This window comes from Ruegeria sp. EL01, assembly GCF_900313035.1.
Taxonomy (GTDB): Bacteria; Pseudomonadota; Alphaproteobacteria; order Rhodobacterales; family Rhodobacteraceae; genus Ruegeria.
On record NZ_OMPS01000048.1, the window covers coordinates 227,712 to 253,370 of the forward strand.

Here is a 25,659-nt window from a genome sequence, read left to right on the forward strand (position 1 = left end):
ACGAGAGTAGGAGTAGAAATGACTGAGATCACGATCCAAAAAGCGCCCGGCAAATGGAGCGTCCGCTCGGGCGGGGCGATTCTGGGCGAAACAAACAACGCGCTGGAATTGCACGAAGGCGATCTGGATCCTGTGATCTATTTTCCACGCTCGGACATCGCGATGGCGTTTCTGGATCAGACCGACAAGGTAACCCATTGCCCGCACAAGGGCGACGCAACACATTTTTCCATCGTCAACAAATCTTCGGTGACGGAAAACGCGGCGTGGAGTTATGAAAATCCGATCCCGGCCGTGGCCCAGATCAAAGGGTATCTGGCATTTTATGCACTGGAATCGGTGAACGTCGAACAGATCTAATCTGTGAAAGGTCCGAGTAGCCAACGCAGTCGGACCTGCCGCTATTTCTTAGTCAGGCTCGAAACTCAGGATATCGCCTGGCTGACACTCAAGATACTTGCAGATCGCGTCCAGTGTCGAAAACCGGACGCCTTTTATTTTGCCTGATTTGATCAGCGAAAGGTTCGTCTCGGACAACCCGATTGCGGCCGCCAATTCCCGCGAGGAGACTTTGCGCTTTACTAGCATCAGGTCGAGATTCACCTGAATGGTCATGCAGTCCCCCTTAGAGAAAATGTTTGTTTTCATCTTCGGCCTGCCAGGCACGCCCAAGCGTTTGCGAGATCGCCAGCAACACAACACCGGTTATGGCAAAGATAATATCCAGATCCAGCGGGTCCCAGCCAAACTCGAATCCTTCGGTCGACTCCAAACCGATCACGATCAGGTACGGTATCACGGCTGAAATGACGTTGTACCCAATCCAGAACCCGATCAGCCCCCAGGCCATGCGACGCAGATTGCGCGCCAGATCGCGAAAATCCTGATCCTGCCCGCCGTTCAGAATTGACCAGGCGCCACGAAACGCTCCTGCCAGTGACAGTAGCGCAAGAAGGGTCAGTACCAGTCCGATAATCAACGTCCAAACTGGCGGGGACGAAGGTTGCGTCGGAAAATCGAACATTTCCCATATCTCGTTGTGAAGGCCCAATATTTGGCCAAGCCAGAGGAAGCCAAAAATAAAGAAATAGTAGGTCGTGCTTACCGCCATCGCCGCTTTTGCAAGAAACGTCATCGAACCTCCTGTGTTGCCGAGCGTACTTATCGCAACTCGTCAAGTATGCAAACCCTTACTTCGTATTATTTAAATAAAACATAAAAAACTCATTGAAAAGCATTGATGCGTTCACTAGATCCATTGCCGAATACTTCGATCACTCTAAGAAAAGGACAAAATGATGAAACTCACCAATTCTTGCAGCCTGTTGATGATTGGGCTGACAGTCGCGGCCTGTTCGGAAAATGCGGACACATTGATCGTGGATGGCCAGAAAAAAGCGAATTTCCAATCTGATCTGACGGCCTGCCAGCAGGTGTCGCTACAGCGTGAAAAATCCAATAGCGGTGCTATCACAGGCGCAGTGGTTGGAGGACTGATCGGCGCAGCTGAGGCAGGTAGTGGTGACGCACTTGCAGGGCTTGGCGTTGGTGCAGCGGTTGGCGGTCTCGTGGGAACAGTAGAGGACTCGGCCGACACTGAAGAAGCCCGAGGCGGTATTGTATTTAACTGTATGCGCGGTCGAGGCCACAATGTTGTTGGCTAGAAAAGGTCTTTCGCTGCGTGGCCGACGCCTGAGTCGCTATGCTGCCGCAATGGCGGCAATGGCGGCGATATTGATGGCGGGGTGCACGCAGATGTCCGTCCTGGCGTGGAATCAGGTCCCAATGACTGAATTCCACGTCGACGGCACGCGGTTGTATATGCAGGGGGCTATCAACTCGAAGACGCTGAAACAGTTTGAAGACGTTTATGCCAAGCATCCCAACATCAAGACGTTGGTCGAACTGGATGTTCCTGGATCGCTTGATGATGACACCATGATTGCGCTGGCCTACCGAGTACGAGAGCTGGGTCTGAACACCCATCTTGAAGCTTCCAGCCTGATCCAGTCAGGCGGGGTGGATCTGTTTCTGGCGGGTGTCCGTCGCACCATGGCGCCCGGCGCGCAGATTGGCGTGCATTCTTGGTCAGACGGATCGCGCGACGCGAAAGACTATCCCCGCGATGCCCCCGAACACGAACAGAACCGGTTGTACATCGAGCGCATGCTGGGCGATGATTCATTCTATTGGTTCACAATCTATGCCGCGCCCGCCGATGACATACACTTCATGTCGAGTACCGAGATCAAGAAATACGGGTTGTTGTCGAGATAGCCACCCGAATGGCCCTAATCGATTTGACCGCAGGCACGTAGATTTCAACTCGCGTGCCTGCTGCTTTTTAATCGGCACATATCCTCTCCGTTTCGCGAACGTCTAAAAGTGGTGAGATCCGATCACATGCTGCTCACGCGGCTGTGGCATGCATGTGAGCGTCCCTGCGTGCATATTGGACCTGAACAGAAAGGGAGCGGGCCATGTCGATTTCTCGTCGCAGCTTTGTTGGATTGGCCGGGGCTGGCGCATTAGCTCCGGCTGCGCTTTGGGCCCAACAGGACCCGGTGCTTGAGGCGGTTCGCAGCACGCTTTATGGCGCCCGGACCGAGTTTGAGGCGCACATGGCGTTTCTAAAGGATCGCGGCAACCCTGACGTTGTCCCGGCCCTGCTAACGGGCATGCGGTTTTCTGACAGGCGAAGAGGCAACATCGTCGAAGTGATGGAGGCTCTGACAGGTCAGCAACTGGGTACCGACTGGTTCGAATGGATGTTGTGGCAGGAACGCAACCCGCAGGTGGTACCCCACCCATCCCTGATCCCGTTCAAACGCGAAGTTCTACTGGGTGTCGATTCCAATTTCGATGTGTTCCTGCGACCAGAATATCTGCAACACAACAAGATGAAGATCAGGCTGGGAGAGATCGCCTGGGGTGGGGTGCGCAAGGATGGCATCCCGTCTCTGGACAACCCAACACTGATTTCCGCCGCACGCGCCAGCTATATGAAGGGTGACGATCTGGTGTTTGGCGTGGCGATCAACGGGGATGAACGGGCTTACCCCCTGCGGATCATGGGTTGGCACGAGATGTTCAATGATGTGATCGGCGGCGTGCCGGTTGCCTTGGCTTACTGTACCCTATGCGGTTCGGGCATCCTGTTTGAAACGCAGGTTCAGGGACGGAAGAAACCGCTGGTGTTTGGCTCATCCGGGTTCCTGTATCGATCCAACAAGCTGATGTTCGATCGCGCGACACATTCGCTGTGGAACCAATATACCGGAAAACCGGTGGTGGGGCCGCTTGTGGATAGCGGGATAGCCCTAAAGCAGCGCCCTGTTGTTATCACGACCTGGGACAGCTGGACGTCCTCGCATCCGCGCACGCGGGTTTTGTCGTTGAAGACAGGACATCGCCGCAACTATGGGTCGGGTGTTGTTTACCGGGACTATTTTGCGTCAAGCGAGTTGATGTTTCCAGCGCTGGTAGATCAGTCCAGGCATCAGCAGAAGGATTACGTGTTTGCGGTGCGCCAATTTGGGGCGGCGCGGGCATGGCCGTTGGATGCGTTCAAGCGAACCCCGGTGATCAATGACGCCATCGCCGGCCGTCCGTTGGTTTTGATCGGTGATCCGGCCGAGCGCAGTGTCCGGGCCTATGAACGCAAATCCCACAAATTCAGCGCGTCAGGGCGCGGGTTGCGGGATGCCACTGGGTCTGACTGGACCGTCACGGAAGAGGCGATTGTAAGTGTGGATGGCACACGGTTGCCGCGGGTGGCTGGTCATATCTCGTACTGGTTCGCGTGGGACAACTATCTGGGCGACGCCGCAAGCGTGTATGACGGCTGAGGGTCAGGAATGTTCCTCGGCCGCTGTTGCTGCCAACGCCCGGTTATAAGCCTTGAGCGCATCCACGTGATAAAGCGCGCCAACGGGTGTTTCATGGCCATCATCATCGACAATAACCACGGGAATACACGGGATGTCGTCGCGGTCGAAATAGGGCATCGCGGCTTCGAGGGTGGCGCTGGCTTTGACGCAAAACCCCTGATCGATCAGGAGCTGCGCCTCATCCTTTGAAATTGAACGAGGATCGCCCATCGGGCGCATCACGGCCCCTGCCCTGAGCATGGCCAACAAATAGGCTTGCGGCCCAGCGGCCAAGTGCACGTTGCGACGTTCCAGCTGGGTCAGGAAGAACGAACGGTCGACCAGGCGAGATGCCAGCGCGGTGGACATCGAAACTGACACCATCACGGCCAGACCGATCTGCCAATCTCCGGTCAGTTCGAACACGATGAGCGTGGTCGATATTGGTGCGCCCAGAACGGCGGCAGCCACAGCACCCATGCCAGCAAAAGCATAGAGCGTATGGGTGCCCGACACCTCCGGCAGCAATCCGGTAGCAATCAGACCAAAAGCCAACCCGGTCAGCGCGCCAATCATCAATGATGGGGAAAACACGCCGCCGCCCATGCGCCCACCCATGGTGATCGCCACCGCCACAGTCTTGAGCACGGCAAACAGGATTGCCGTTGTCAGCACCAGATCGCCGGTCAGGGCACGGATCGTGGTTTCGTACCCAACACCGATGATATGAGGAAACCAGATCGCCAAAAGGCCCAGCATCGCGCCGGACACCCCCGGCCGCAGCCACCGCGGCAGGGACAGGCGATTCTGGACATGGTTTCCCATATCCTCGGCAAAGAAGATCGAGCGCATCAGCAGTACTGCCACAAAACCGCAGATCAGACCGAGGATCAGAAAGGCCGGTAGCTCGACGTAGAATTGCAGCGACCCGGGCGTTTCCAGCGCAAACTCTGTTACGTCGCCATATTCAAGTCGGTTAATCACCGTCCCCGCGACCGAGGCAATGACGATTGGCGCAAACGCATGCACGGCGAAGTGGCGCAGCACAACCTCGAGCGCGAACAGGGCCCCGGCGATGGGCGCGTTAAAGCTGGCGGAAACAGCGGCGGCAACAGCGCAGCCCAGCAGGTCGCGTCCGGTGATGCCATCAGCGTGAATGCGGTTGCTGACCCAGGTCGAGATGACACCCGCCATATGGACCACCGGCCCCTCTCTCCCGGTGGAACCGCCCGTGCTGAGCGTGATCAACGAGGCAAAGAAGGACGCGATACCAGCTTTGGTTTCGACCCGCCCATCGGTCACAGCAGAGCCTTCCATCACATCTGCCACTGATCGAACGCGCGCGTCATCGGTGAACTTATGCAGGATGACCCCGACGATTAAACCGCCGAAAATGGGGGTGATCAGGATCAGAAACCACGGTAGTTTTTCGACGTGGCTGTGCAGCAGCAGAATGTCTTCGGTTTCGTAAACATAGGCCTGCAATGCCTGGATCGCCTTACGAAATCCAAGCGCCATGAAGCCCGCGGCAATTCCGATGATCAGTGCGATGAACCAGAACTGAATCTGACTGGGCCCCCGGCGCAGCATCACCCGCCAAGCATCCTTGATCGCGGCCAAAGCCTGACTAAGCTGGTTGCGCAGAACGGTGCGGGTAGATTGGGTCATTGGCCCTCGGGGATCATGTCGTATCCCTTAGTAAGCCACGGAGCGTTCATATAAAAGTGCGATAGCGGCCGCGCGTGGTAGCGAGTTGTTTCAGGCTTGCAGCAAAGCGCGGGCTGCGGCGCGGGCCTCGTCCGTTATTGTGTCACCTGCAACCATGCGCGCGATCTCGTCCACCCGGTCGGGATCCGCCAGAGGGGTGACGGTAGACAGGGTCTGCCCGCCGGTGACATGCTTCTGAACACGCCAGTGATGCGCGGCCCGGGCGGCAACCTGCGGCGAGTGGGTGACAACCAGCACCTGCCCGCCTTGTGCCAGTGACGCCAGACGTCGCCCTACTGCGTCAGCGGTGGCGCCCCCGACGCCGCGATCAATCTCATCAAAGATCATTGTGCGGGCACTGTCATCACCGGACAGACACACCTTAAGCGCCAGCAGAAAGCGGCTCAGTTCCCCGCCCGAGGCGATCTTGTTCAGCGGTCCCGACGGTGCACCCGGGTTGGTGGCGACTGTGAATGCAACCGCATCAGTTCCTTCAGGGCCGGGATCGGTGGTGGTGATTTCGGTCTGAAACACCGCGCGTTCCATTTTCAGCGGTGCCAATTCTTCCATGACGGCGGCATCCAGCTGCCCAGCCGCCGATTTTCGCGCAGCACTCAGCGCATTGGCTGCATCATCATATTCAGTTTGCGCCGCGCCCATAGCAGCGCGTTTGTCAGCAAGATCCGCATCACCTGCATCCAGCCGGTTGAGCCGGTTCCTCAGCGTTTCGGCGAAGCCACCCAGTTCATCCGGCACAACATCGTGCTTGCGGGCCAATGCGCGGATCGCGAACAGTCGTTCTTCGGCGGCTTCAAGTTCAGCCGGGTTGAAATCCAGGGCCTGAAGGCAGGCGCTGACACCATCCTGCGCCTCGCCCAATTCGATCATGGCCCGCCCCAGCGCAGCAACGGGGCCTTCCAGTTGCCCGCCTGCATGGTCGGATACACCTTCGAGCCAGCGCACCGCGTCGACCATGGCGCCCTCGGCCCCGTCCCCACCCAACAAATCAAAGGCGCGGGCGACATCGTCACGGATGCGTTCTGCCCCTTGCATCATTCGGCGGCGCGCGTCGAGATCGGCATCCTCGCCCGGCTGGGGATCAAGTTGATCCAGTTCCGCCACAGCGTGGCGCAGAAATTCTTCTTCGGCGCGCATACTCGCCAATGCCGCTTCGGTCTCGGCCAGCGCTTTGCGTGTGCGGGACAGGTCAACCCATGCGGTGCGCACGGCATGTAGGTGACTCGAAAGCTGGGCATAGGTGTCCAACATCACCCGGTGGCCGCGCGGGTTCAGCAGGCCACGATCATCATGCTGGCCATGCAATTCGATTAGGGTTTCAGACAGGGCCCGCAACACCTCGCCAGAACAGCGACGGTCATTGACCCAGGCCGTCTTGCGCCCTTCGGCGGTGTTGACACGACGTAGGATCAGCTCTTCCCCGCCGGGCAGACCGGCCTCAGCAAGGATTTCGTGGGCAGGATGATCCGCGGGCAGTTCGAATTCTGCCACGACCTCGCCCTGCGCGGCCCCCTGACGGACCAGTTCAGCCCGTCCACGCCAACCAAGCACAAAGCCCAGCGAATCCAGCAGGATCGATTTTCCCGCCCCGGTTTCGCCGGTCAATGCGTTCAAACCCGGTTGGAACGTTAGCTCCAACCGATCAATGATCAGCATGTCGCGGATATCGAGGGCGCGCAGCATCGGGTCTTTACCGTCCCAAGCCAAAAGCCATGACGATTACAACCACTCACCCTTGACCGTTTGACGATAGATCGTGCTGAGCCAGTTGTTGCCACGGCTCTTGAGATCCAGCCCACGCGAGGTCAGCAGCTTGTAGGCGTCATCATACCATTCCGAAGACTGGTAGTTGTAGCCAAGGATCGCACCGGCTGTTTGGGCCTCATCCACCAGACCAAGCGACAAATACGCCTCGACCAGACGATACAGCGCTTCGGCGGTATGCGATGTGGTCTGGAAATCCTCGACCACGACGCGGAACCGGTTGATCGCCGCGATATAGTGATCCTGGCGCAGGTAATAACGCCCGATCTCCATTTCCTTGCCCGCCAGATGGTCAAATGCCAAGTCAAATTTCAGCACGGCCGAGGTGGCATATTCGCTGTCTGGATAGACCTCGATCACGGTGCGCAGGGATTGTAGTGCCTGGAAGGTCAAGCCCTGATCACGACCGACCTCGTCAATCTGGTCGTAGTAGCTAAGCGCCAGAAGATATTGCGCATAGGCCGCGTCTTCATCCGTTGGATAGAAATCAATGTAACGCTGCGCAGCAGCGCGGCTTTCCTCGTAGTTCTGGTCTGAGTGAAACGAGAACGCCTGCATGATCAGCGCGCGTTTGGCCCAATCAGAATAGGGATACAGACGCTCGACTTCCGAGAAATACCAAGCCGCGTCGTCCGAACGGTCTTGCGACAGCTCGTATTCGCCACGGGTGTAAATCTGTTCCGGCGTATAGCCTTCCAGGTTTTGACTGCGATCCGCGCCTTTGTTGCCGAACAGGCCCCCCGCGTTGCCACATGCCGTCAAAGTTGCTGCCAGAAGAATCGCGCCTGCGAATCTGACTGCCGCTTTGCTGCCAACCATACCGCCCATCCTTGTCGTCTTAACTTAACGGGGTTCGCCCCGGATTGAGCCATGGTCTAGCACAGAAAATTCCGGTGCAAAACGCCTTATCCACGCTCTGGCATAATTGTCGTCAGAGTTGATCGGATCAGGCGACTTCGGGGATTTCGTTCAGAACAAGGCCCTGCCCCGGCAAGCGCGCAGCTTGTTCAGGGGTGCAAAGGACGGGACGCACTGCGCCGGGCGTTTCGAACAGTTTGCGCAGCAAGGTATTGGTCATTGAATGCCCAGACTTGTCGCCGGTGAAGTGGCCCAGAATCGGCCCGCCTGCCAGATAGAGATCGCCCAGAGCGTCCAGCATCTTGTGGCGCACCGCCTCATCCGCGCGGCGGAAGCCGCCCGGGGTCAGAACTTCGTCGCCCTGTACAACGACCGCATTCTCCAACGTGCCGCCAAGTGCAAGACCGTTTTCACGCATGGCTTCGACATCGGTACGACGGCAGAAAGTTCGGCAATCGCTGAGTTCACGCGCAAACGATCCGTTGCGCATGTCCAGTGTTTTGGTCTGGCTGCCAATGGCGTCGTCTTCGAATTCAATATGGAAGTCGATGATCAGCCCATCAGCAGGCACGATCATCGCGCAGGCACCTTCACGCGAAGCAGTCACCTGCTTTAGGACCTCGTAAGCCAAAACCGGGCTGGCCTGACGGCGTACGCCCTTGGCCATGATGCCGCGCACGAAATCGATGGATGACCCGTCCATGATCGGAACCTCGGGGCCATCAATCTCGATCAGTGCATTGTGCACGCCGCATCCGGCCAGAGCCGCCATGATATGTTCAACAGTAGACACCGACACACCAGCGTCATTCACCAGACGGGTGCACAGCGGCGTCCGCTCGACCACGTCATAGATCGCAGGGATGAGGGCATTGCCCAACTCAATATCCGTCCGTTTGAACCAGATGCCGTGACCGGCGGCTGCCGGTTTCAGGACCATGTTGGCGGGTTGACCGCCATGCAGTCCGACGCCTTTGAACGTGATCGGAGATTTGAGCGTATGTTGCAAATGATGCCTCAGAGAGTGATGTCCAGCCTGCGAGGGCTGTGTTGCACCCTCAGTTAAGGAAGCAATCGATAAGGCTCAACTCACTCTTTGTAACCGAATGAAACATGTATGTAACAGATCGGCAAAACCCTGCTTATCCACCTATAATACTTTGGTAATAAAGTAAAAAGGGCCGCCGGAAGGCGACCCTTTGCAATCAATTTGTTACCGCCATCAGTTGGCTTGGCGGCGCAGGAAGGCCGGAATTTCGATCCGTTCCTGATCGGGGTCAGCCTCATCATGGATAGGTGCCGTAGCGTCAGTCTGGCGCATTGCGGGCTGTTGACGCACCGGTTGCGGGGTCTGTGCCGGTGTATCCGCCGCGTGGCCCGTCATCCGGTCAATCAACCGATTGAAGCCAAAGCGGGGGCGTTCCTCGGTCTCGGGATGCGGTTGCTGTACAGCCTCAGGAGGGCGAGAAGCGGACAGGCGCTGCTTGGCTGACGGCACGTTCTGAACGGCCGCCTGCAGACGCTGCAGTGCTTCGGGTGAAGGGGTGCCTGCAGCTTGTCCACGCGGAGCAACAAAGGTTTCCGGCGCTTGTTCGACAGGATCAGGCTGCGGTTCAAACTCGGCCACGCGCGGCTGGTAGGCGGGGGGCGGCAGGCCGTCATCATCCCGTTCTTCCCGCGCATGAAACTGCGCCGGGGCAGGCTCTTCGGCCGCTTCGAACAAAGAAGGCTCGCGGATTTCTTCCGGCTGCGGAGCAGGCTCGGCCATTTCAGCCGCAACAGGCGTTTCCTCGGGCATGTGGTCTTCCGCTGATACAGTGCGAGTCAGCGGCGCTGACATCGAACGGCGGGCGACCGGAATATCTTCCTGCTTTTCGGTGGCGTCGATGCCAGTGGCAACAACCGATACGCGCATGCCACCTTCCATCACGGTGTCCAGCGTCGAACCGACGATGATATTGGCCTCTGGGTCCACTTCTTCGCGGATGCGGTTGGCGGCTTCGTCCAGTTCGAACAAGGTCAGGTCGTGCGAGCCGGTGATGTTGATCAGCACGCCCTTGGCGCCTTTGAGGCTGATTTCGTCCAGCAGCGGGTTGGCAATGGCCTTCTCGGCCGCCTGAACCGCACGATCTTCGCCAGTCGCCTCACCGGTGCCCATCATGGCTTTGCCCATCTCGTCCATGACCGCGCGGACGTCGGCAAAGTCGAGGTTGATCAGGCCCGGACGCACCATCAGATCGGTGACGCCTTTGACACCCTGATACAAGACGTCGTCGGCCATCGAGAACGCCTCGGTGAACGTGGTCTTTTCATTGGCCAGACGGAACAGGTTCTGGTTTGGAATGATGATCAGCGTGTCGACGACCCGTTGCAGCGATTCAACGCCGTCCTCGGCCTGACGCATCCGCTTTGCACCTTCGAACTGGAAGGGCTTGGTCACGACACCAACGGTCAGCACGCCGAGTTCGCGTGCGGCCTGCGCAATAATCGGGGCCGCCCCTGTACCGGTGCCACCGCCCATGCCAGCGGTGATAAAGCACATATGTGCGCCCGCCAGGTGATCGACAATCTGTTCGATGCTTTCTTCGGCGGCAGCGGCCCCTACAGTCGGTCGCGCCCCTGCACCCAGACCTTCGGTGACCTTGACGCCCAGCTGTACACGCGCCGATGATTGGCTTTGCTGCAGCGCCTGCGCATCTGTGTTCGCGACAACAAAGTCGACGCCATCCAGTTGCTTTTCAATCATGTTGTTAACGGCATTGCCGCCGGCGCCGCCAACGCCAAATACTGTGATCCGAGGCTTCAGTTCATCGTGCCCGGGCATCGAAAGATTCAATGTCATGCTCTGTCCGCCTGTTTTTATGTTCCGCCAAAGCGGTGTTTTTCTTGCCTATCCGCCTATGATTCTATCGCTCCAATACGAAAAGGTCACGTCAAAAATTGCGTGATTCCACAAAATATGGAGGAAATAAGGCGCTAAACGGCGGTATTTCGCACCGAACGCCAGATATTGGGGAACACAGGCAAATCACAACAAGACAAGCGTCATCCGCGCCGCATTTTGGATGCGTCACGGGTGATTGGATCGTATCGGTACATGCGGAAAACTGCTCAGGGTCCTGCCGCGGGGCCTCTTGCGGGCCCTGTGGATATCTTTAGGGATAAATCCAGCCACTGCAACCCGTTTCTTTAGCTGATCGGGGCACTTGGGCAGTTCAGACTATTCGTGGTTATGCTGCGCACTTCCTGAATTTCGCCGTCCGAGAGTGAGGCAAGCCGCACCAATAGGCGGTCTTTATACATAAAAGGCCACCAGCACACTGGAAAGCCATCCGGGTCATTGTCGTACAGAAAGCAGATCTGACCGTTGGGCGTGGTGATTTGGCCGTAAACGCAGCCCTCGCCTTCTTGCCGCCAGACCGACGTCGTGCGATTCAGAAACTGCTCGGTTCCCACCAGATCGCCGCTGCGGATTTCATAGAACTTCAGCGTTTTTCCAACTGCGGTATCCAGAAAGGCGTCAGGCGTGATGACAGTCTGCGCCGCGGCCCAGCCGGGCAACAACATTGCCCCAAGGACGGCGCAGCGCAGTGTGTTACCAATTGTCACGGAACCACCGGACGGCCCGTTTGAAAGGACGCGCCGCGTCCGTGTCGACCGGGATTTCGAAATCCCACCATTCGTCCTGCGGATGCGCGGCAAACAGGCTAAGCCCCACAGCAGACGAAAAGCCTGGCCCAGTTGCCGATTGCGGCAGCCCGTGGACGCGCAGCGGGCGACCCAGGCGCACGCGCTGGCCCAAAATCCGCGTCGCGAGGCCATCCAGTCCCATGATCTGACTGCCACCGCCGGTCAGCACAATCTGCTGGCTTGGCATATGCTCAAACCCGGCCGCGTCCAGACGCACGCGGACCTCCTCAAGGATTTCCTCGACCCGGGGGCGCATGATTCCGATAAGTTCAGCACGGCTGACAGTACGGCGGTCATGCTCCCAGTCTCCGGTATCACCACCGATATCGAGCATATCACGATCATCGGCTCCGGTGGCATGGACACCGCCGTTAAAGGTCTTGATCCGTTCGGCCACAGACGCGGGCACGCCAAGCCCCTTGGAAATGTCCGATGTCACATGATCCCCGCCTATGCGCACGCAATCGGCATAGATCATGTGCTTTTTCATGAAGATCGACACGCTGGTCGTGCCGCCGCCCATATCAATACAGGCCGCGCCCAGTTCCTGCTCATCTTCAACAAGGGATGAGATGCCTGACACATAAGCCGAATTTGCAATACCGGCGAGTTCCAGATCGCAGCGCTTGATACAGCGCACGATGTTTTGAATCGCCACGGCATCAACAGTCAACATGTGCATATCAACGGCCAGCGACTGCCCCAGTTGACCACGCGGATCAATCAGACCCGAGCGGTTGTCGAGCGCAAAGTTCACCGGCTGAGCATGCAGCACCTCGCGCCCTGCCCCATAATCGGGCACGTCGCAGGCGTTCAAAACGCGGCCCACTTCGGCCTCGGTCACAAGCTGGCCTTCCAGATCAACCTGCGCATCCAGCCCATAGGACCTTGGGTTGGCGCCCGAGAAACAGGCGATCACATGATCAACGCGGATGTCAGCCATTTTTTGCGCTGCCTGTAACGCCGTGCGGATGGCACGCTCGGTTTCCTGCATGGCGGTGACTTCGCCAAATTGCACGCCGCGTGAGCGTGTTGTGGCGGCTCCGACAACACGGAACCCGGTCTGGCCCGCCATGGACCCGATGGTGTTATCCTCGCTGAGCCGCCCAGATCCGTCGAACCGCAGCACAAGGCAGCTGATCTTGGAACTTCCTACATCCAGAATGGCGACGACGCCCCTTTGCATGGCTTGTCTACGCATTTGCCGCATGGCGCGTTGAGACTGATATAGATCGGTCATCATGGTCGTTACTGCCCGTTACCCACTGTCACTTTTGTATTCCACCAGTCTTCGCTGGCAGCTTTGGTCATTCTGATTGTCGGACGCTGGCCAAGGCGCATATCCACCGCTGCCACATCGCGTTCCAGAAGATCCTGCACCTCGTTCACCGCCAACACGCGTTCCAACGCGCGCACCGGGCGTTCGACGGGCAGCATGATGCGCTGGCCACGGTCCAGCACCAGATCCCAGCGCCTCTCACCGACGCGGACCAACCCGCGAACCCGACTGCCGAGGCTGCGGGCGGTGTTGAAAATCTGCAGCGCTTCGGTCACGTATCCGTCAGCGCCGGTACCAGCGACCAAAGGCAGGTCTGCGTGATCTTTCCGCGACACAGCCTGATCCACATGCACACCGGTTTCATCCAACAACTCGATCCCATCGCGGGTACGCCAGACAATGACGGGCTGCCTCTCGATGACATCGACCTGCAATATGCCACCCGCACGGATGCGCACTGTCGCGGATTTTACCGGGTCCAGACCTGTTATGGTGTCGCGCATCTGCTCGACATCCAGGTCCCAGGAGCTGATCGGGAAATCCAACGGAACGGTCTCACGAATATCGTCGGCCAATCCGGTTCCAGCGCCATCAATCGCCATCAGATTGACCATGAATTCCGGCCGTTCCTGAATCGAGGTGCGAATGTCCGCGAAATAGGCGCTGACAGCTTCGCGCCGATCCTCAGAGGCAAAATACAGACCAGCCGCTGCGGCAATGGCACAAATCGGGACGCCCAGCTTGACGCCAAGGCGAATGCCCGGTGTCAGCATCCAGCGCTGGAACCGGTAACTGAGCCGCGACGGCGCCGGGTCGCTGCGACGCGCGGTTCGCGCAAAGACCTTGGCCCCGCGCAGACGTAGAACCGGTTGGATATCGCTATCCTCTGATCCAGCGGATTCGAAATCTGCATCCGGCCCAGCCAACGGCTTGGCGCGGTGGATCACGGGCGCGCGGGTGGCGATCAGCGGTCGCATGAGGCGTCCTCCACCATCCAGGCGCAGAGCTGGCTGAACGTTAGGCCACAATGCGCGCCCTGCTCCGGCACCAGCGAGGTTGGTGTCATCCCGGGCTGGGTGTTGGTTTCTAACAGGAACAACCCATCCGCGCCCTGACTGTCATCCCAACGAAAATCGGTACGGCTGACGCCCCTGCACCCCAACAGATTGTGGGCACGCAAAGCGTAATCCATGCACATGTCAAAAATCTCGGATGGAACTTCGGCGGGCAGGACATGCCACGACCCGCCCGGCTTGTACTTGGCGTCGTAATCGTACCAGCCGTCGGTCATGATCTCGGTCACGGTCAGGGCGCGGTCGCTCATCACTGAAACGGTCAGTTCACGGCCCGCGATATATTGCTCGACCATCACCTGTTCCGGCATGTCGTCCGCCAGCTTCGGTGGGCCATTGGCGCCTTCGTGCACCAGATAGATACCAACACTGGAGCCTTCATTGTTGGGCTTGACCACATAAGGCGCTGCCATCACATGGTCGGCCATCACGTCTGCCTTGGGCACGATCACACTGTCGGCAATGGGCAGTCCCGCGATGCGAAACGCCTCTTTGCTGCGCTGCTTGTCCATGGCGAGGGCTGAGGCCAATACGCCGGAATGCGTATACGGGATGCGCAACCATTCCAGCAGGCCCTGCACGCAGCCATCTTCGCCCCAGCGGCCATGCAGGGCGTTGAAAACCACATCAGGTTTAATATCCAAAAGGCGCGCGCAAAGGTCGGGACCAGCGTCCAGCTCGACCACTTCAATGCCTTCTCCCCTGAGGGCGGTTGCGCATTCGCGCCCGCTGCTGAGAGACACCTCGCGTTCAGCCGAGGGGCCGCCCATCAATACCGCCACTTTGGGGTTTGTCCTGCTCGACATACCCACGTTCGTGCGCCTCAATGTCCCTGGACCTTATGTAGTGGTCCATACTGCGTTTTATGCCTTTGATCCGTCGCCTTAATTTGCCTGTTTTGGTCTGACGGTCGGGGCTTTATTCTGTCAGCGGATCACCGACCCGCATGATTTCCCACTCTAGCGTGATACCGCTTGTTTCGTAAACCTTTTTTCGCACCTCTTCGCCCAGCCCTTCGAGGTCTGCGGCGGTGGCACCTCCGGTGTTGATCAGGAAATTCGAGTGCTTCTCGCTCATCTGTGCGCCGCCTCTCGTGGCGCCGCGCATGCCTGCGTCATCGATCACCTTCCACGCCTTAAGGTCATGCACATCATCAGCGCGGCCAGTCGATGAGAAACCGGCAGGATTGCGGAAGGTCGATCCGGCGCTGCGGTTCTTGGTGGGTTGCGTCTCGTCACGCTTCGTCAGTTGGGCGTCCATGCGCGCATGCAGGTCAGCGGGAGTGCCTGTAGGCCCCTCGAATTGGGCCGAAACCAACACAGCACCGTCCGGCACATCGGACTCGCGATATCGAAAATTTAGCTCTTCAGGCGTAAGGTCCAAAACCTCGCCCTGTCGGGTCACGATCGTCGCCTTGCGCAGCACATCCGCCGTATAGCTGCCATAGCACCCCGCGTTCATCCGTACCGCGCCGCCGATTGAACCGGGGATGGTGCGCAGGAAGGTCAGATCAACGCCCGCATCCGCCGCCTTGCGCGCCACATGCGCATCCAACGCCGCCGCGCCTGCGGTAACGATGCTGCCTTCTACCGAAATCCCGTTGAAGCCCCGCCCGAGGCGGATCACCACAGCACGCAACCCACCGTCGCGAACGATGAGATTTGATCCAACACCCATCGGGAACACAGAGACTCCCGCTGGCAAGTCCCGAAGAAAGGTTTGCAGGTCTTCGATGTCGGCTGGCTGGAACAGATAATCCGCCGGACCGCCAACGCGGAGCCATGTGAGGTCGGACAACAGACGACCATTTGCGAGTTTGCCACGTAGGCTCTTAAGGTTCAGCTCCGTGAGCGTTTCCGCCACCATGCCCCGATACTCCATCCTATTATCGCGACCACTCCGTACCACAAATGTATCCAGATAATGTACGCTATCGCCGCACGGGTAATGTCGTAGGTCTCAATCGAGCGCCAATACAGCGCCAAACCCAAAAGAACAAACCACAAGATGGAAGCGGCATATGCCAGTCGAAGCTTTCTGTGCAGAGCCGCGTAGGCAAAGGTCAAAAACCAGCCAATAAAGCCAACGAAAATTGGGGCCATGATTACGAAGATCGGATCAAACAAAGCGGAACGCCCTTACATCAGACCGCGCAACCATCGACCCAGATAAATCACAGGCCAGCGCAACACCGACATGCCTGCCGCAAGGACCAGCAATCCAATCCATGGGCCGTTCTCGTAAGTCACGTAACCTACGATCGGAATGCCCACCGCAATCAGGAAATAGGCACGGGCCCAGTGGTTGTCTTTGCTGGGAAGCATTGCCAGCACATTTGCCGCGAGGCCCCAGAGAGCGGCAAGAGCGAGCGACCATATCATTCCGTCACCTCTCGGCCTGTCCATTTACGCCAGTAAAACCGTATGGGGTTGCGAAACATCGAGATAAATCCACCGAAGGCGAGAGCAGACCAGAACCAGCCGTGATCAAAGCCCAGCCAGATGATAAGCACCGGCGCGCAGATCAGCAGGATGATGCCCGGAGGGAACTGCAGCCGCATCGGCAACAACGCCACGATTGTGGCGCAGATCACCCAGAGGGCGGCAAAGATCATCGAATAGTCCATTCGTCCCTCCAAGGACGCGCGGTATCAGCGAGCATCATATCACACTTCCAGGTTGTGCGCCAAATCAACATGGACGTCAAACAGCTTGTTTTCTTTGTAATCTCTCGGGCAACCCGTTGGCCCAGGCACTGATCGTGCCTGCGCCCAGGCACACAACCATATCGCCGGGACGGGTTTGTTCGCGCACGAGACGCTCAAGGTCTTCTTCATTCAGGATCGCACTTGCATGACGGTGACCATGGCGGATCAACCCTTCGACCAGATCGTCGCGGCTGGCCCCTTCGATCGGATCCTCTCCGGCGGCGAAAACCTCGGCAATGGCGACGACGTCGGCGTCATTGAAACAGGTGCAGAAATCGTCGAACAGGTTGGACAGGCGCGAATAGCGGTGCGGCTGGTGCACAGCAATGACGCGGCCATCGGTCGCCTGTCGGGCGGCTTTCAACACGGCGGCGATTTCAACCGGGTGGTGGCCGTAATCGTCGATGATGGTCACACCTTCGACCTCACCCACCTTGGTGAAGCGGCGATTGACGCCGCCGAAATTGGCCAGCGCCTTGCGGATTTCAACTGCTTTCATGCCCAGATGGCGGGCGACAGCCACGGCTGACAATGCGTTCGAGACGTTGTGGTCGCCGGGCATCGGCAAGGTGCAGCCTTCGATCACCTTGTCTTCGTATTGCAGGTGGATGTCGAAATGCGCGACACCGCCCTTGTAGGTCAGGTTCTCGGCCCGCACATCAGCCTGCGCGTTGAAACCATAGGTACGCACGCGCCGATCGGTGATGCGGCCGACCAGCGCCTGAACTTCGGTGTGATCGGTGCAGCAAACGGCAAGGCCATAGAAGGGCAGGTTTGAGACGAACTCGTAAAACCCATCGCGCAGCTGATCGAAATCGCCCCAATGTTCCATATGCTCGGGGTCGATATTGGTGACGATGGCGATGGTTGCCGGAAGACGATTGAATGAACCGTCGGACTCGTCCGCCTCGACCACCATCCATTCGCCCTGACCCATGCGGGCGTTCGAACCATAGGCGTGGATGATGCCGCCGTTGATCACGGTTGGGTCGAAGTCACCCGCGACCATCAGCTCGGCCATCATGGTGGTCGTGGTCGTCTTGCCGTGGGTTCCGGCAATGGCGATATTCGAGCGCAGGCGCATCAACTCGGCCAGCATGTCGGCGCGACGCACAACGGGCAATCCCTGTGCGCGTGCTTCGTCCAATTCCGGGTTGCCCGGTTTGATCGCGGTTGAGGTGACGATGACCGCAGCGCCTTCGAGGTTTTCGGCCTTCTGCCCGACAAAGATCTCAGCACCCAAACTGGCCAAACGGTCGGTGATTTTAGAAGCCTTTAGATCAGACCCCTGCACCCGGTACCCCAGGTTCAAAAGCACCTCGGCAATACCCGACATCCCGATCCCGCCGATCCCGACAAAATGGATTGGTCCGACATCCTGCGGCAGTTTGGTTGCTGGATTCATGTGGTCTCCTTCTGCGCCAATTGTTCGACGAGGGCTGTCAGACGCTCGGTTGCGTCCGGTGCCCCGACCGACAAGGCGGCATGGGCCATTTTCTGTGCGGCTGCGGGATTGGTTAAAACCGTGGTCATTTGTTGGGTCAGCGAAGAAACGTCAAGCATGTTCTCGGGGATCATGATCGCCCCGCCCGCCTGAACCAGTCCGCGCGCATTGGCGGTTTGGTGGTCGGCTGCCGCCGCGGCAAAGGGGATCAGGATTGAGGGGCGTCCGATGACCGAGATATCAGCGACGCTGGACGCGCCCGAGCGGGAAATGACCAACTGCGCCTCGGACATCCGGCGGGGGACATCCTGAAAGAACGGTTGCACATCGGCCAAGATGCCGTGATCCGCGTAGAATGCGGTGACACGCTCTCCATCCTCGTCGCGGGCCTGATGGGCAACGCGGACATAGCGTCGCAGATCCTCGGGCAAAGCCGCAATCGCACCCGGCACAACATCACTGAGGATACGAGCACCCTGCGAGCCGCCCATCACCAGGACCGACATCGGGTAGTCGCCGGGTGGAATGTAGGGCGCAGCTGCACGGTCCAGCACTGCAGCGCGCACCGGATTGCCGGTATGAGTACCGTTCGCGTCTTCGGGCAGATCAGTGGGCCAGACGCCACAGGCCACATGCGCAACTCGGGTGGCGAACAACTGGTTTACACGGCCCAGAACACCGTTCTGTTCGTGGATCATGCGGGGAATTTTCAGCAGGGTTGCGGCGCTGAGCGCCGGTATCGACGGGTATCCGCCAAACCCCACGACCACATCCGGTTTATCGCGCATCATGCCAAGGGCCATGCGGGTGACACCACCTGCAATCTTGGGTCCAGCCAGCGCCTTGGCGGCCAACCCGCCGCGCGCGAAAGTGGCCGAGGAGGCCTCGACGATTTCGGTCGTGTGGGGAAAACCACTGGTATAGCGCGCTCCGCGGGCGTCGGTGGACAAGCGCACGCGCCAGCCTTTGCGCAGCATCGCCTCGGCCAGCGCCTGTGCTGGGAACATGTGGCCCCCGGTGCCGCCAGCCGCAATCAATAGGTAGGGTTTGCCCATCAGCCTCGTCCGCGCAGAAGATCACCAAGTTCGCCCTGTGGGCGGGTGCGGGTGAAGGCTAGCAACATGCCAACGGCAATACCGCCCGCGATCAGGGACGAACCGCCATAGCTGACAAACGGCAAGGTCATGCCCTTAGCGGGCAACAGGCGAACGGCCACGCCCATATTGATCATCGCCTGAACGCCGAACATGCAAGCCAGACCAGTGCCTGCCAGACGGATGAACATATCACGCTCGCGCATCAGCCGCAAAAGCGAACGCACCACGATGATCGAATACAGGGCGATGATGATCAGCACCAGGATCAACCCGTATTCCTCGGCCGCGACAGCAATGATGAAATCCGTATGGGCGTCAGGCAGCGACCACTTCACCTGTCCTTCGCCCACGCCAACGCCAAACAGCCCGCCTTCGCGGATCGCGTTGGTCGCATAGCCAAGCTGGGTGGTCGGATCGACCTCTTGGTTCAGAAAGCCATCGATGCGGCGGGCGAAGTGGTCGGAATTGGAATAGGCAAACATGCCCCCCAAAACAACAATTCCAGCCATACCAACCAGCAGCAGCATCGGCGCACCGGCGACAAAATACATCACACCCCAGCCGAACAGGATTAGACAGGCCTGACCGAAATCAGGCTGCATCACCAGCATGCCAACGATGGCCATGCACAAAGCAAACGACCAGATCCGTCCTGGTGGGCCATTGATTTGCTGCGACGCCGCCAGCAACCATGCGGCCACCACGACAAAACCGGGTTTCAGGAATTCCGAAGGTTGCAGCGAGGCAAAGCCCAGCGAATACCAGCGCACGGCGCCTTTGCCGAAATCGGTACCAAAAACCGGTAGAAAGGCCAGTGCCACAAAGGACGCCAGAAATCCCAACACCGCCAGACGTCGTACAAGCGTCGGCGACATCATCGAGGTCAGCAACATCGCAACCAAGGCCAATCCGCCAAACAGAGCCTGTCGTTCGACATAATGGAATGGATCAAACCCATTGCGACCTGCCAAAGGCGGTGATGAGGCCAACCCCAGCAAAAGCCCGATGACAAACAGGATCAGAACGCAGGACATCGTCCAGCGATCAATTGTCCGCCACCACTTTGGTAGAATCGGTTCACCGCGCTGGTCCTGGACCGCGCCATACACCATCTCAGTCATGAGATACCGCCACTTACTGCCTCGTCAACGCCCCGTTTTCGGGATCTGATTGAGAGTCTACAGGGAAATTCGCGTTTGGGCCAGTGGAATGACGGGGCGGTGACGGAAAACAATTGGTGGCGTGCGGAACCTTGCCGGGGCGGGTTTTGTGCAGCCAAACGCTTTGCCGGATTGAGCTACTCGACCTCCTCAACCGGTCCATCCGCCTTAACCCAGGCGCTGAACCCACCTTCGATATGTGCAACCGGGGCCAGACCCATTTCCATAGCTGTCTTGGCGCTAAGCGCGGATCGCCATGCACTGGCGCAATAGAAGACATATGTTTTGTCCTGATCGAAGACGTCCTTGTGATACGGGCTTTCCGGGTCAATCCAGAATTCCAGCATGCCACGCGGGCATGAAAACGCACCGGGTATTTTGCCCGCGCGTTTCAGCTCGCGAATGTCGCGTAAGTCGATCAGAACATGGTCGTCGCTGTCGATCAAACCCTTGGCTTGCTCGATCGATATTGTCGTAACGAGGGCATTTGCCTCGGCAAGCAGCGTTTTGATCCCTTTGGTGATGGTCTGTGACATGGGCGTTGTTCCTGTGTTTCGAAGTCCGCATCAGAGCTTGAACAATTTATTTGGTTCTACCTGAGGGCATGCAGTCCGGCAAACGCAATCCCGACCGGCGGGCTCTTGCCTTCCCCCACAATCCACGCCATGCGCTGAATATGACCTATGACACGATCATCCTTGGCGCCGGAGCTGCCGGTTTGATGTGCGCGGCCCATTGTGGCGGGCGCGTTCTGGTGGTCGATCACGCCAAAGCTCCGGGCGAGAAGATCCGCATTTCGGGTGGTGGACGCTGCAACTTTACCAACATGTATGCAGGGCCCGAGAACTTTCTGTCGCAGAACCCGCATTTCTGCAAATCCGCGCTGGCGCGGTATACGCAGTGGGATTTCATCGATCTGGTGAATCGGCACGGTATTGCATGGCACGAAAAGACGTTGGGCCAGCTGTTCTGCGACGGCTCTTCCAAGCAGATCATCGCGATGCTGCTGGCCGAGATCGAGCGCGCCGGGGCCGAGTTGTGGGTGCAGACATCCCTGCGCTCCCTCAGCAAATCCGACGCCGGGTTTGCCTTGGAGGTCGAGCGCGACGGGCGGCGGCATCGTCTGACGTGCGCCAATCTGGTGCTGGCGACCGGCGGCAAGTCGATCCCCAAGATGGGCGCGACGGGACTGGCCTATGACATTGCACAACAGTTTGGTTTGCGCCTGACCGACACACGCGCGGGTCTGGTGCCGTTCACATTTTCGGACGATAAATTCAAGGAGTTGTCGGGGGTGTCCCTGCCCGCGCGACTATCCAACGACCGGACGAGCTTTGACGAAGCTCTGTTGTTCACCCATCGCGGGCTGAGCGGGCCGTCGGTATTGCAACTGTCCTCATATTGGCGCGAGGGCGAGGCGATCCGGGTCAACCTGATCCCCAATCTGCCACTTTACGACCTGCTGCGCGATCAGCGGCAGGCGTCCGGGCGCAAAGATCTGAGCACCGAGTTGGCGCGGCATCTGCCCGGGCGGCTTGTGGACTATCTTGGCCAACAGCTTCCGATGTCCGGTAGGCTGGCAGATCAATCAGACGCCAGGCTGGCTGAACTGGTGGCTGCCCTGTCTGACTGGCACCTCATGCCCTCGGGCACCGAAGGGTATCGCACCGCCGAAGTGACTTTGGGCGGGATCGATACAGATGATCTGTCGTCAAAAACGATGGAGGCCAAGGAAATCCCTGGCCTCTATGCAATTGGTGAAGCGGTGGATGTCACCGGCTGGTTGGGCGGCTACAATTTCCAGTGGGCGTGGTCTTCGGGCCACGCCGCCGGAAGCGCAATTGCTGGTGATTAACCGACTACGTTGTAGCCGCGGCCACGCATGCAATTCCGCACAATGACTTCCTTGTTCTGGTTCTTGCCGATGGCATCCGCACTTGCCCCTAACAGAGCACCTGCAACAGCAGCACGACCCAGATTGTCGCTGCTGTCCTGAACGATCCCGGTGACTGCAGCCGCACCTGCCGCGCCGATAGCCGCGTTCCCGGCGGTGCTGCCGTCAATGGTGGCCTGTGACGCCGCCAATTGCTGGCATTGCGCCAGATCGTTGCTGTAATTCGGCCCAATCGGTCCATCGATAACCGGTTGATAACTCGCCCCTGTATTTGTGCAGGCACCAGCCAGCAACAAAGCGGGAATGATCAGAAGAGATTTACGGTTTGGCATATTCATGACCTCGCGTTGAATTATCGAGAAACAAAACAATTTCTTATTTGGCGTCAAGCCGATCACCTAGGACTCTGTCCGAAACGGCGGTCAATTGCAAATGAGCTAGCCTTCAAGTTGGCTTTTGACCTGTTCCGCGAAGTCATCTCCACGCTGTTCGAAATTGTCATATTGATCGAAACTTGCGGCGGCTGGGGCCAGCAAAACCGTCTCCCCCGGCTGGCTGTCCGCCACGGCTTGCGCAACGGCGGCTTCCATGGTTGTGCAGACCAGCGCGTCAATGTCCAACTGCATGGCAAAATTTGCCGCCTCACGCCCGATGACATAGGCCCTGAGGACGTCTTTTGTGGCCCCGTTCAAGGCAGCGATACCGCCCTCTTTCTCTAACCCGCCGCAGATCCAGCGGACTTTTTTGAACGCGCTCAAAGCTTTGACGGCGCTGTCCACGTTGGTCGCCTTAGAGTCGTTGACATAGGTCACACCATCCGCTTCGGCGATGATCTGGCTGCGGTGCGGCAAGCCCGGATAGCTGTGCAGCGCGTCCTCGATCACTCGGGGCGCAAGACCAAGCGACCGACAGGCAGCGTAGGCTGCGCAGGCGTTCTGGTGGTTATGCGCACCGGGCAGGCCCTTGATAGCGCGCAGGTCGATCGAACCGGCCTGACGCCCCTTACGGTATTCCGACAGGAACCCTTTGCGGGCAAAAACCTGCCATCCCGTTCCCGTCAACTTGCGCGCAACCGAAACGCGGATCACCCGGTCGTCGCTTGGGCCTTCGGCCAGTTGGCCCGCCAGAAACGCGCCTTCGGCCTCATCCACACCGATAACGGCCCGATCCGGTCCACCTTCTGCAAACAATCGCCGCTTGGCTGCAAAATACCCGCCCATGCCTCCATGCCTGTCCAGATGATCCGGTGAAAGGTTGGTAAACACCGCCACATCCGGCGTCAGCGCGCGCGCCAACTCGGTCTGATAGCTGCTGAGTTCCAGCACAACAACTGAACCATCACCGCCCGGTGTGATATCAAGCACCCCGCGCCCGATGTTACCGGCCAATTGCGCATCCCGCCCGACCTCGGTCAGGATATGGTGGATCAATGCCGCCGTTGTGGATTTGCCGTTTGAGCCTGTGACCGCGATCACGCGCGGCGGGGTTTCAAACCTGCCCCAATCCTGATCCGCAAACGACCGGAAGAACATGCCAATATCGTTGTCCACCGGAACACCAGCTTCAAGCGCCGCGGCTACCACCGGATTTGGCTGCGGATAAAGATGCGGAATACCGGGCGATACCAACAGCGTCGCAACATCGTCAAAGGCGCCCTGCCGCAACAAGTCGGCGCAGACAAAGCCTTCGTCTGAGGCCGTGTCACGTGTGGCCGGATTGTCGTCCCAGCAGATGGGAGTAGCTCCACCCGCACGAAGGGCGCGTGCGGCCGCCAGACCAGACCGGCCCAACCCCAGAACCGCTACTTTTTGTCCTGAAAATCCTTTGACCGGGATCATGCTGCCGTACCTTCATTTCATCTTGAATTGGCCGCCACACTGCACCGAAGAAATTGTCATTGGCAAGGGCGGTATCAGGCTCGCGCGGCAGCGCGAGCCGGGCCCAACAGGTGCAAGGCGGGCCGCAGGCCCGTCGAACCTGGCGGGAGCATTACCTGACTTTGAGGGTCGCCAGACCAATCATCGCCAGGATCAGTGAGATGATCCAGAAACGGATGACGATCGTAGGCTCTGCCCAGCCCTTTTTCTCATAGTGATGGTGGATCGGCGCCATCAAAAAAACCCGTTTTCCTGTGCGCTTGAAGTAAAGCACCTGAATGATCACGCTCAGCGCCTCGACCACAAACAAGCCGCCAACAATCGCAAGCACCAGCTCGTGTTTGGTGGCCACGGCAATGGCACCCAGCGCGCCACCCAACGCCAAAGACCCGGTGTCGCCCATGAAAACAGCAGCCGGCGGTGCATTATACCAAAGGAAGCCAAGACCGGCGCCAAACAGCGCCGAGGTAAAGATAAAGATCTCGCCGGTGCCTGGCACATAGTGCACATCCAGGTATTCAGTGAAGTCCACTCGTCCGACCGCATAGGCAATGATTCCAAGGGTCGATGCCGCGATCATCACCGGCATGATGGCGAGCCCGTCCAGACCGTCTGTCAGGTTCACGGCATTGGCCGCACCGACGATAACGATGATGGCGAACGGAATGTAAAGGATACCCAGGTTGATCAGCGTGTCTTTGAACACCGGCAGCGCCAGCTGGTTCTGCAGCGCTTCGGGGTGGTTCAGGGATGCCCACCCTGCGGCCAGCACAGCGATGATGACCCCCAAGGCAAGCCGCATTTTGCCAGAAACACCCTTTGAATTCTGTTTCGACACTTTTGCATAGTCATCAGCAAAGCCAATAGCTGCATAAGCCAATGTCACGAACAGCACCATCCAGACATAGGGGTTGTCCCATCGGGCCCAGATCAGGGTGGAAGTCAAAAGCGCGCCGACGATCAGCAAGCCGCCCATGGTCGGCGTTCCTGCCTTGGACAAATGGCCCTCAGGCCCGTCATCACGGATCGGCTGACCTTTGCCCTGCTTCTTGCGCAGCACGTTAATCAGTGGTTTGCCAAACAGAAACCCGAATATCAGTGCGGTCAGAAAGGCGCCGCCTGCGCGGAATGTGATGTAACGGAAGAGGTTGAAAAAATCCCCTCCGTCCGACAGGGCGGTCAGCCAATAGAGCATTACAAGACCTTTCTCAAACGCGTGTCA

General features: G+C 58.6%; 27 protein-coding genes. 5 read left to right on the forward strand and 22 right to left on the reverse strand.

Annotated elements, in window-relative coordinates:
• Positions 1 to 18: 18 nt before the first annotated feature.
• Positions 19 to 360, forward strand: coding sequence for a DUF427 domain-containing protein (locus D9K61_RS25265; protein WP_120635970.1), 342 nt, complete (start codon positions 19 to 21; stop codon positions 358 to 360).
• A gap of 48 nt (positions 361 to 408) precedes the next feature.
• Here the strand turns inward: D9K61_RS25265 and D9K61_RS25270 are convergent, their stop codons facing one another.
• Both D9K61_RS25270 and D9K61_RS25275 read right to left on the reverse strand, forming a co-directional pair.
• The gene (locus D9K61_RS25270; protein ID WP_120635971.1) at positions 409 to 615 is read right to left on the reverse strand and encodes a helix-turn-helix transcriptional regulator; all 207 of its coding nucleotides are present in this window, start codon (positions 613 to 615) and stop codon (positions 409 to 411) included.
• A gap of 10 nt (positions 616 to 625) precedes the next feature.
• Positions 626 to 1,135, reverse strand: coding sequence for a hypothetical protein (locus D9K61_RS25275; RefSeq protein WP_120635972.1), 510 nt, complete (start codon positions 1,133 to 1,135; stop codon positions 626 to 628).
• A 163-nt stretch (positions 1,136 to 1,298) separates the two neighbouring features.
• Here D9K61_RS25275 and D9K61_RS25280 point away from each other — a divergent pair, with 163 nt between their 5' ends.
• The 3 genes from D9K61_RS25280 to D9K61_RS25290 all read left to right on the forward strand — a co-directional run bounded on the left by D9K61_RS25280 (position 1,299) and on the right by D9K61_RS25290 (position 3,848).
• The gene (locus tag D9K61_RS25280) at positions 1,299 to 1,664 is read left to right on the forward strand and encodes a glycine zipper family protein (RefSeq protein ID WP_162947022.1); all 366 of its coding nucleotides are present in this window, start codon (positions 1,299 to 1,301) and stop codon (positions 1,662 to 1,664) included.
• Positions 1,651 to 2,277, forward strand: a complete 627-nt coding sequence (locus D9K61_RS25285; protein ID WP_120635974.1) for an alpha/beta hydrolase — start codon at positions 1,651 to 1,653, stop codon at positions 2,275 to 2,277. Before D9K61_RS25280 ends, D9K61_RS25285 begins: the two co-directional genes overlap by 14 nt.
• Positions 2,278 to 2,480: 203 nt before the next feature.
• Complete coding sequence (locus tag D9K61_RS25290; protein WP_120635975.1) at positions 2,481 to 3,848, forward strand: DUF3179 domain-containing protein; 1,368 nt, start codon at positions 2,481 to 2,483, stop codon at positions 3,846 to 3,848.
• Positions 3,849 to 3,851: 3 nt separating this feature from the next.
• Here D9K61_RS25290 and D9K61_RS25295 read toward each other — a convergent pair whose 3' ends face one another.
• From D9K61_RS25295 to D9K61_RS25375, 17 genes are all read right to left on the reverse strand, one after another.
• A complete protein-coding gene (locus tag D9K61_RS25295; protein WP_120635976.1) occupies positions 3,852 to 5,537 on the reverse strand; it encodes a chloride channel protein in 1,686 nt (561 codons plus the stop codon).
• 90 nt (positions 5,538 to 5,627) lie between these two features.
• Positions 5,628 to 7,277 carry a DNA repair protein RecN gene (gene recN, locus D9K61_RS25300; protein WP_120635977.1) on the reverse strand — a complete coding sequence of 550 codons (1,650 nt, stop codon included), beginning with the start codon at positions 7,275 to 7,277 and terminating at the stop codon, positions 5,628 to 5,630.
• Between the two features lie 36 nt (positions 7,278 to 7,313).
• Positions 7,314 to 8,177 carry an outer membrane protein assembly factor BamD gene (locus tag D9K61_RS25305; RefSeq protein ID WP_120636191.1) on the reverse strand — a complete coding sequence of 288 codons (864 nt, stop codon included), beginning with the start codon at positions 8,175 to 8,177 and terminating at the stop codon, positions 7,314 to 7,316.
• A gap of 127 nt (positions 8,178 to 8,304) precedes the next feature.
• Positions 8,305 to 9,225, reverse strand: coding sequence for a UDP-3-O-acyl-N-acetylglucosamine deacetylase (lpxC, locus tag D9K61_RS25310; RefSeq protein ID WP_120635978.1), 921 nt, complete (start codon positions 9,223 to 9,225; stop codon positions 8,305 to 8,307).
• Between the two features lie 213 nt (positions 9,226 to 9,438).
• Positions 9,439 to 11,058, reverse strand: a complete 1,620-nt coding sequence (gene ftsZ / locus D9K61_RS25315) for a cell division protein FtsZ (protein ID WP_120635979.1) — start codon at positions 11,056 to 11,058, stop codon at positions 9,439 to 9,441.
• Positions 11,059 to 11,405: 347 nt separating this feature from the next.
• A complete protein-coding gene (locus tag D9K61_RS25320; RefSeq protein ID WP_254055871.1) occupies positions 11,406 to 11,825 on the reverse strand; it encodes a hypothetical protein in 420 nt (139 codons plus the stop codon).
• Positions 11,812 to 13,146, reverse strand: a complete 1,335-nt coding sequence (gene ftsA, locus D9K61_RS25325; protein WP_120636192.1) for a cell division protein FtsA — start codon at positions 13,144 to 13,146, stop codon at positions 11,812 to 11,814. The genes D9K61_RS25320 and ftsA overlap by 14 nt, the downstream gene beginning before the upstream one ends.
• 8 nt (positions 13,147 to 13,154) lie before the next feature.
• Positions 13,155 to 14,162, reverse strand: coding sequence for a cell division protein FtsQ/DivIB (locus D9K61_RS25330; protein WP_120635981.1), 1,008 nt, complete (start codon positions 14,160 to 14,162; stop codon positions 13,155 to 13,157).
• Positions 14,150 to 15,064, reverse strand: a complete 915-nt coding sequence (locus D9K61_RS25335; RefSeq protein WP_174235127.1) for a D-alanine--D-alanine ligase — start codon at positions 15,062 to 15,064, stop codon at positions 14,150 to 14,152. The genes D9K61_RS25330 and D9K61_RS25335 overlap by 13 nt, the downstream gene beginning before the upstream one ends.
• A gap of 112 nt (positions 15,065 to 15,176) precedes the next feature.
• Positions 15,177 to 16,124: a UDP-N-acetylmuramate dehydrogenase gene (gene murB, locus D9K61_RS25340; RefSeq protein ID WP_120635983.1), complete on the reverse strand. Its 948-nt coding sequence runs from the start codon at positions 16,122 to 16,124 to the stop codon at positions 15,177 to 15,179.
• Complete coding sequence (locus tag D9K61_RS25345; protein ID WP_120635984.1) at positions 16,097 to 16,360, reverse strand: hypothetical protein; 264 nt, start codon at positions 16,358 to 16,360, stop codon at positions 16,097 to 16,099. Before D9K61_RS25345 ends, murB begins: the two co-directional genes overlap by 28 nt.
• A gap of 36 nt (positions 16,361 to 16,396) precedes the next feature.
• Positions 16,397 to 16,639, reverse strand: coding sequence for a DUF2484 family protein (locus tag D9K61_RS25350; protein WP_120635985.1), 243 nt, complete (start codon positions 16,637 to 16,639; stop codon positions 16,397 to 16,399).
• Positions 16,636 to 16,884 carry a DUF2484 family protein gene (locus D9K61_RS25355; protein ID WP_120635986.1) on the reverse strand — a complete coding sequence of 83 codons (249 nt, stop codon included), beginning with the start codon at positions 16,882 to 16,884 and terminating at the stop codon, positions 16,636 to 16,638. Before D9K61_RS25355 ends, D9K61_RS25350 begins: the two co-directional genes overlap by 4 nt.
• Before the next feature lie 76 nt (positions 16,885 to 16,960).
• Complete coding sequence (gene murC, locus D9K61_RS25360; RefSeq protein ID WP_120635987.1) at positions 16,961 to 18,370, reverse strand: UDP-N-acetylmuramate--L-alanine ligase; 1,410 nt, start codon at positions 18,368 to 18,370, stop codon at positions 16,961 to 16,963.
• Positions 18,367 to 19,464, reverse strand: coding sequence for a UDP-N-acetylglucosamine--N-acetylmuramyl-(pentapeptide) pyrophosphoryl-undecaprenol N-acetylglucosamine transferase (locus D9K61_RS25365; RefSeq protein WP_120635988.1), 1,098 nt, complete (start codon positions 19,462 to 19,464; stop codon positions 18,367 to 18,369). The genes murC and D9K61_RS25365 overlap by 4 nt, the downstream gene beginning before the upstream one ends.
• Positions 19,464 to 20,627 (reverse strand): putative lipid II flippase FtsW, encoded by a 1,164-nt coding sequence (ftsW, locus tag D9K61_RS25370; RefSeq protein WP_120635989.1) that lies wholly within the window; start codon positions 20,625 to 20,627, stop codon positions 19,464 to 19,466. The genes D9K61_RS25365 and ftsW overlap by 1 nt, the downstream gene beginning before the upstream one ends.
• A 176-nt stretch (positions 20,628 to 20,803) precedes the next feature.
• A complete protein-coding gene (locus D9K61_RS25375) occupies positions 20,804 to 21,202 on the reverse strand; it encodes a rhodanese-like domain-containing protein (protein WP_120635990.1) in 399 nt (132 codons plus the stop codon).
• A gap of 140 nt (positions 21,203 to 21,342) precedes the next feature.
• On the opposite strand from D9K61_RS25375, the gene D9K61_RS25380 reads away from it, so the two are divergent.
• Positions 21,343 to 22,521: an NAD(P)/FAD-dependent oxidoreductase gene (locus D9K61_RS25380; RefSeq protein ID WP_120636193.1), complete on the forward strand. Its 1,179-nt coding sequence runs from the start codon at positions 21,343 to 21,345 to the stop codon at positions 22,519 to 22,521.
• Here D9K61_RS25380 and D9K61_RS25385 read toward each other — a convergent pair.
• The 3 genes from D9K61_RS25385 to mraY form a co-directional block, all read right to left on the reverse strand.
• Positions 22,518 to 22,892, reverse strand: a complete 375-nt coding sequence (locus D9K61_RS25385; RefSeq protein ID WP_254055872.1) for a glycine zipper family protein — start codon at positions 22,890 to 22,892, stop codon at positions 22,518 to 22,520. The two genes, D9K61_RS25380 and D9K61_RS25385, sit on opposite strands and share 4 nt — an antisense overlap.
• A gap of 105 nt (positions 22,893 to 22,997) precedes the next feature.
• A complete protein-coding gene (murD, locus tag D9K61_RS25390) occupies positions 22,998 to 24,398 on the reverse strand; it encodes a UDP-N-acetylmuramoyl-L-alanine--D-glutamate ligase (RefSeq protein ID WP_120635991.1) in 1,401 nt (466 codons plus the stop codon).
• 151 nt (positions 24,399 to 24,549) lie between these two features.
• Positions 24,550 to 25,632: a phospho-N-acetylmuramoyl-pentapeptide-transferase gene (gene mraY / locus D9K61_RS25395; protein WP_120635992.1), complete on the reverse strand. Its 1,083-nt coding sequence runs from the start codon at positions 25,630 to 25,632 to the stop codon at positions 24,550 to 24,552.
• Between the last annotated feature and the right edge of the window lie 27 nt (positions 25,633 to 25,659).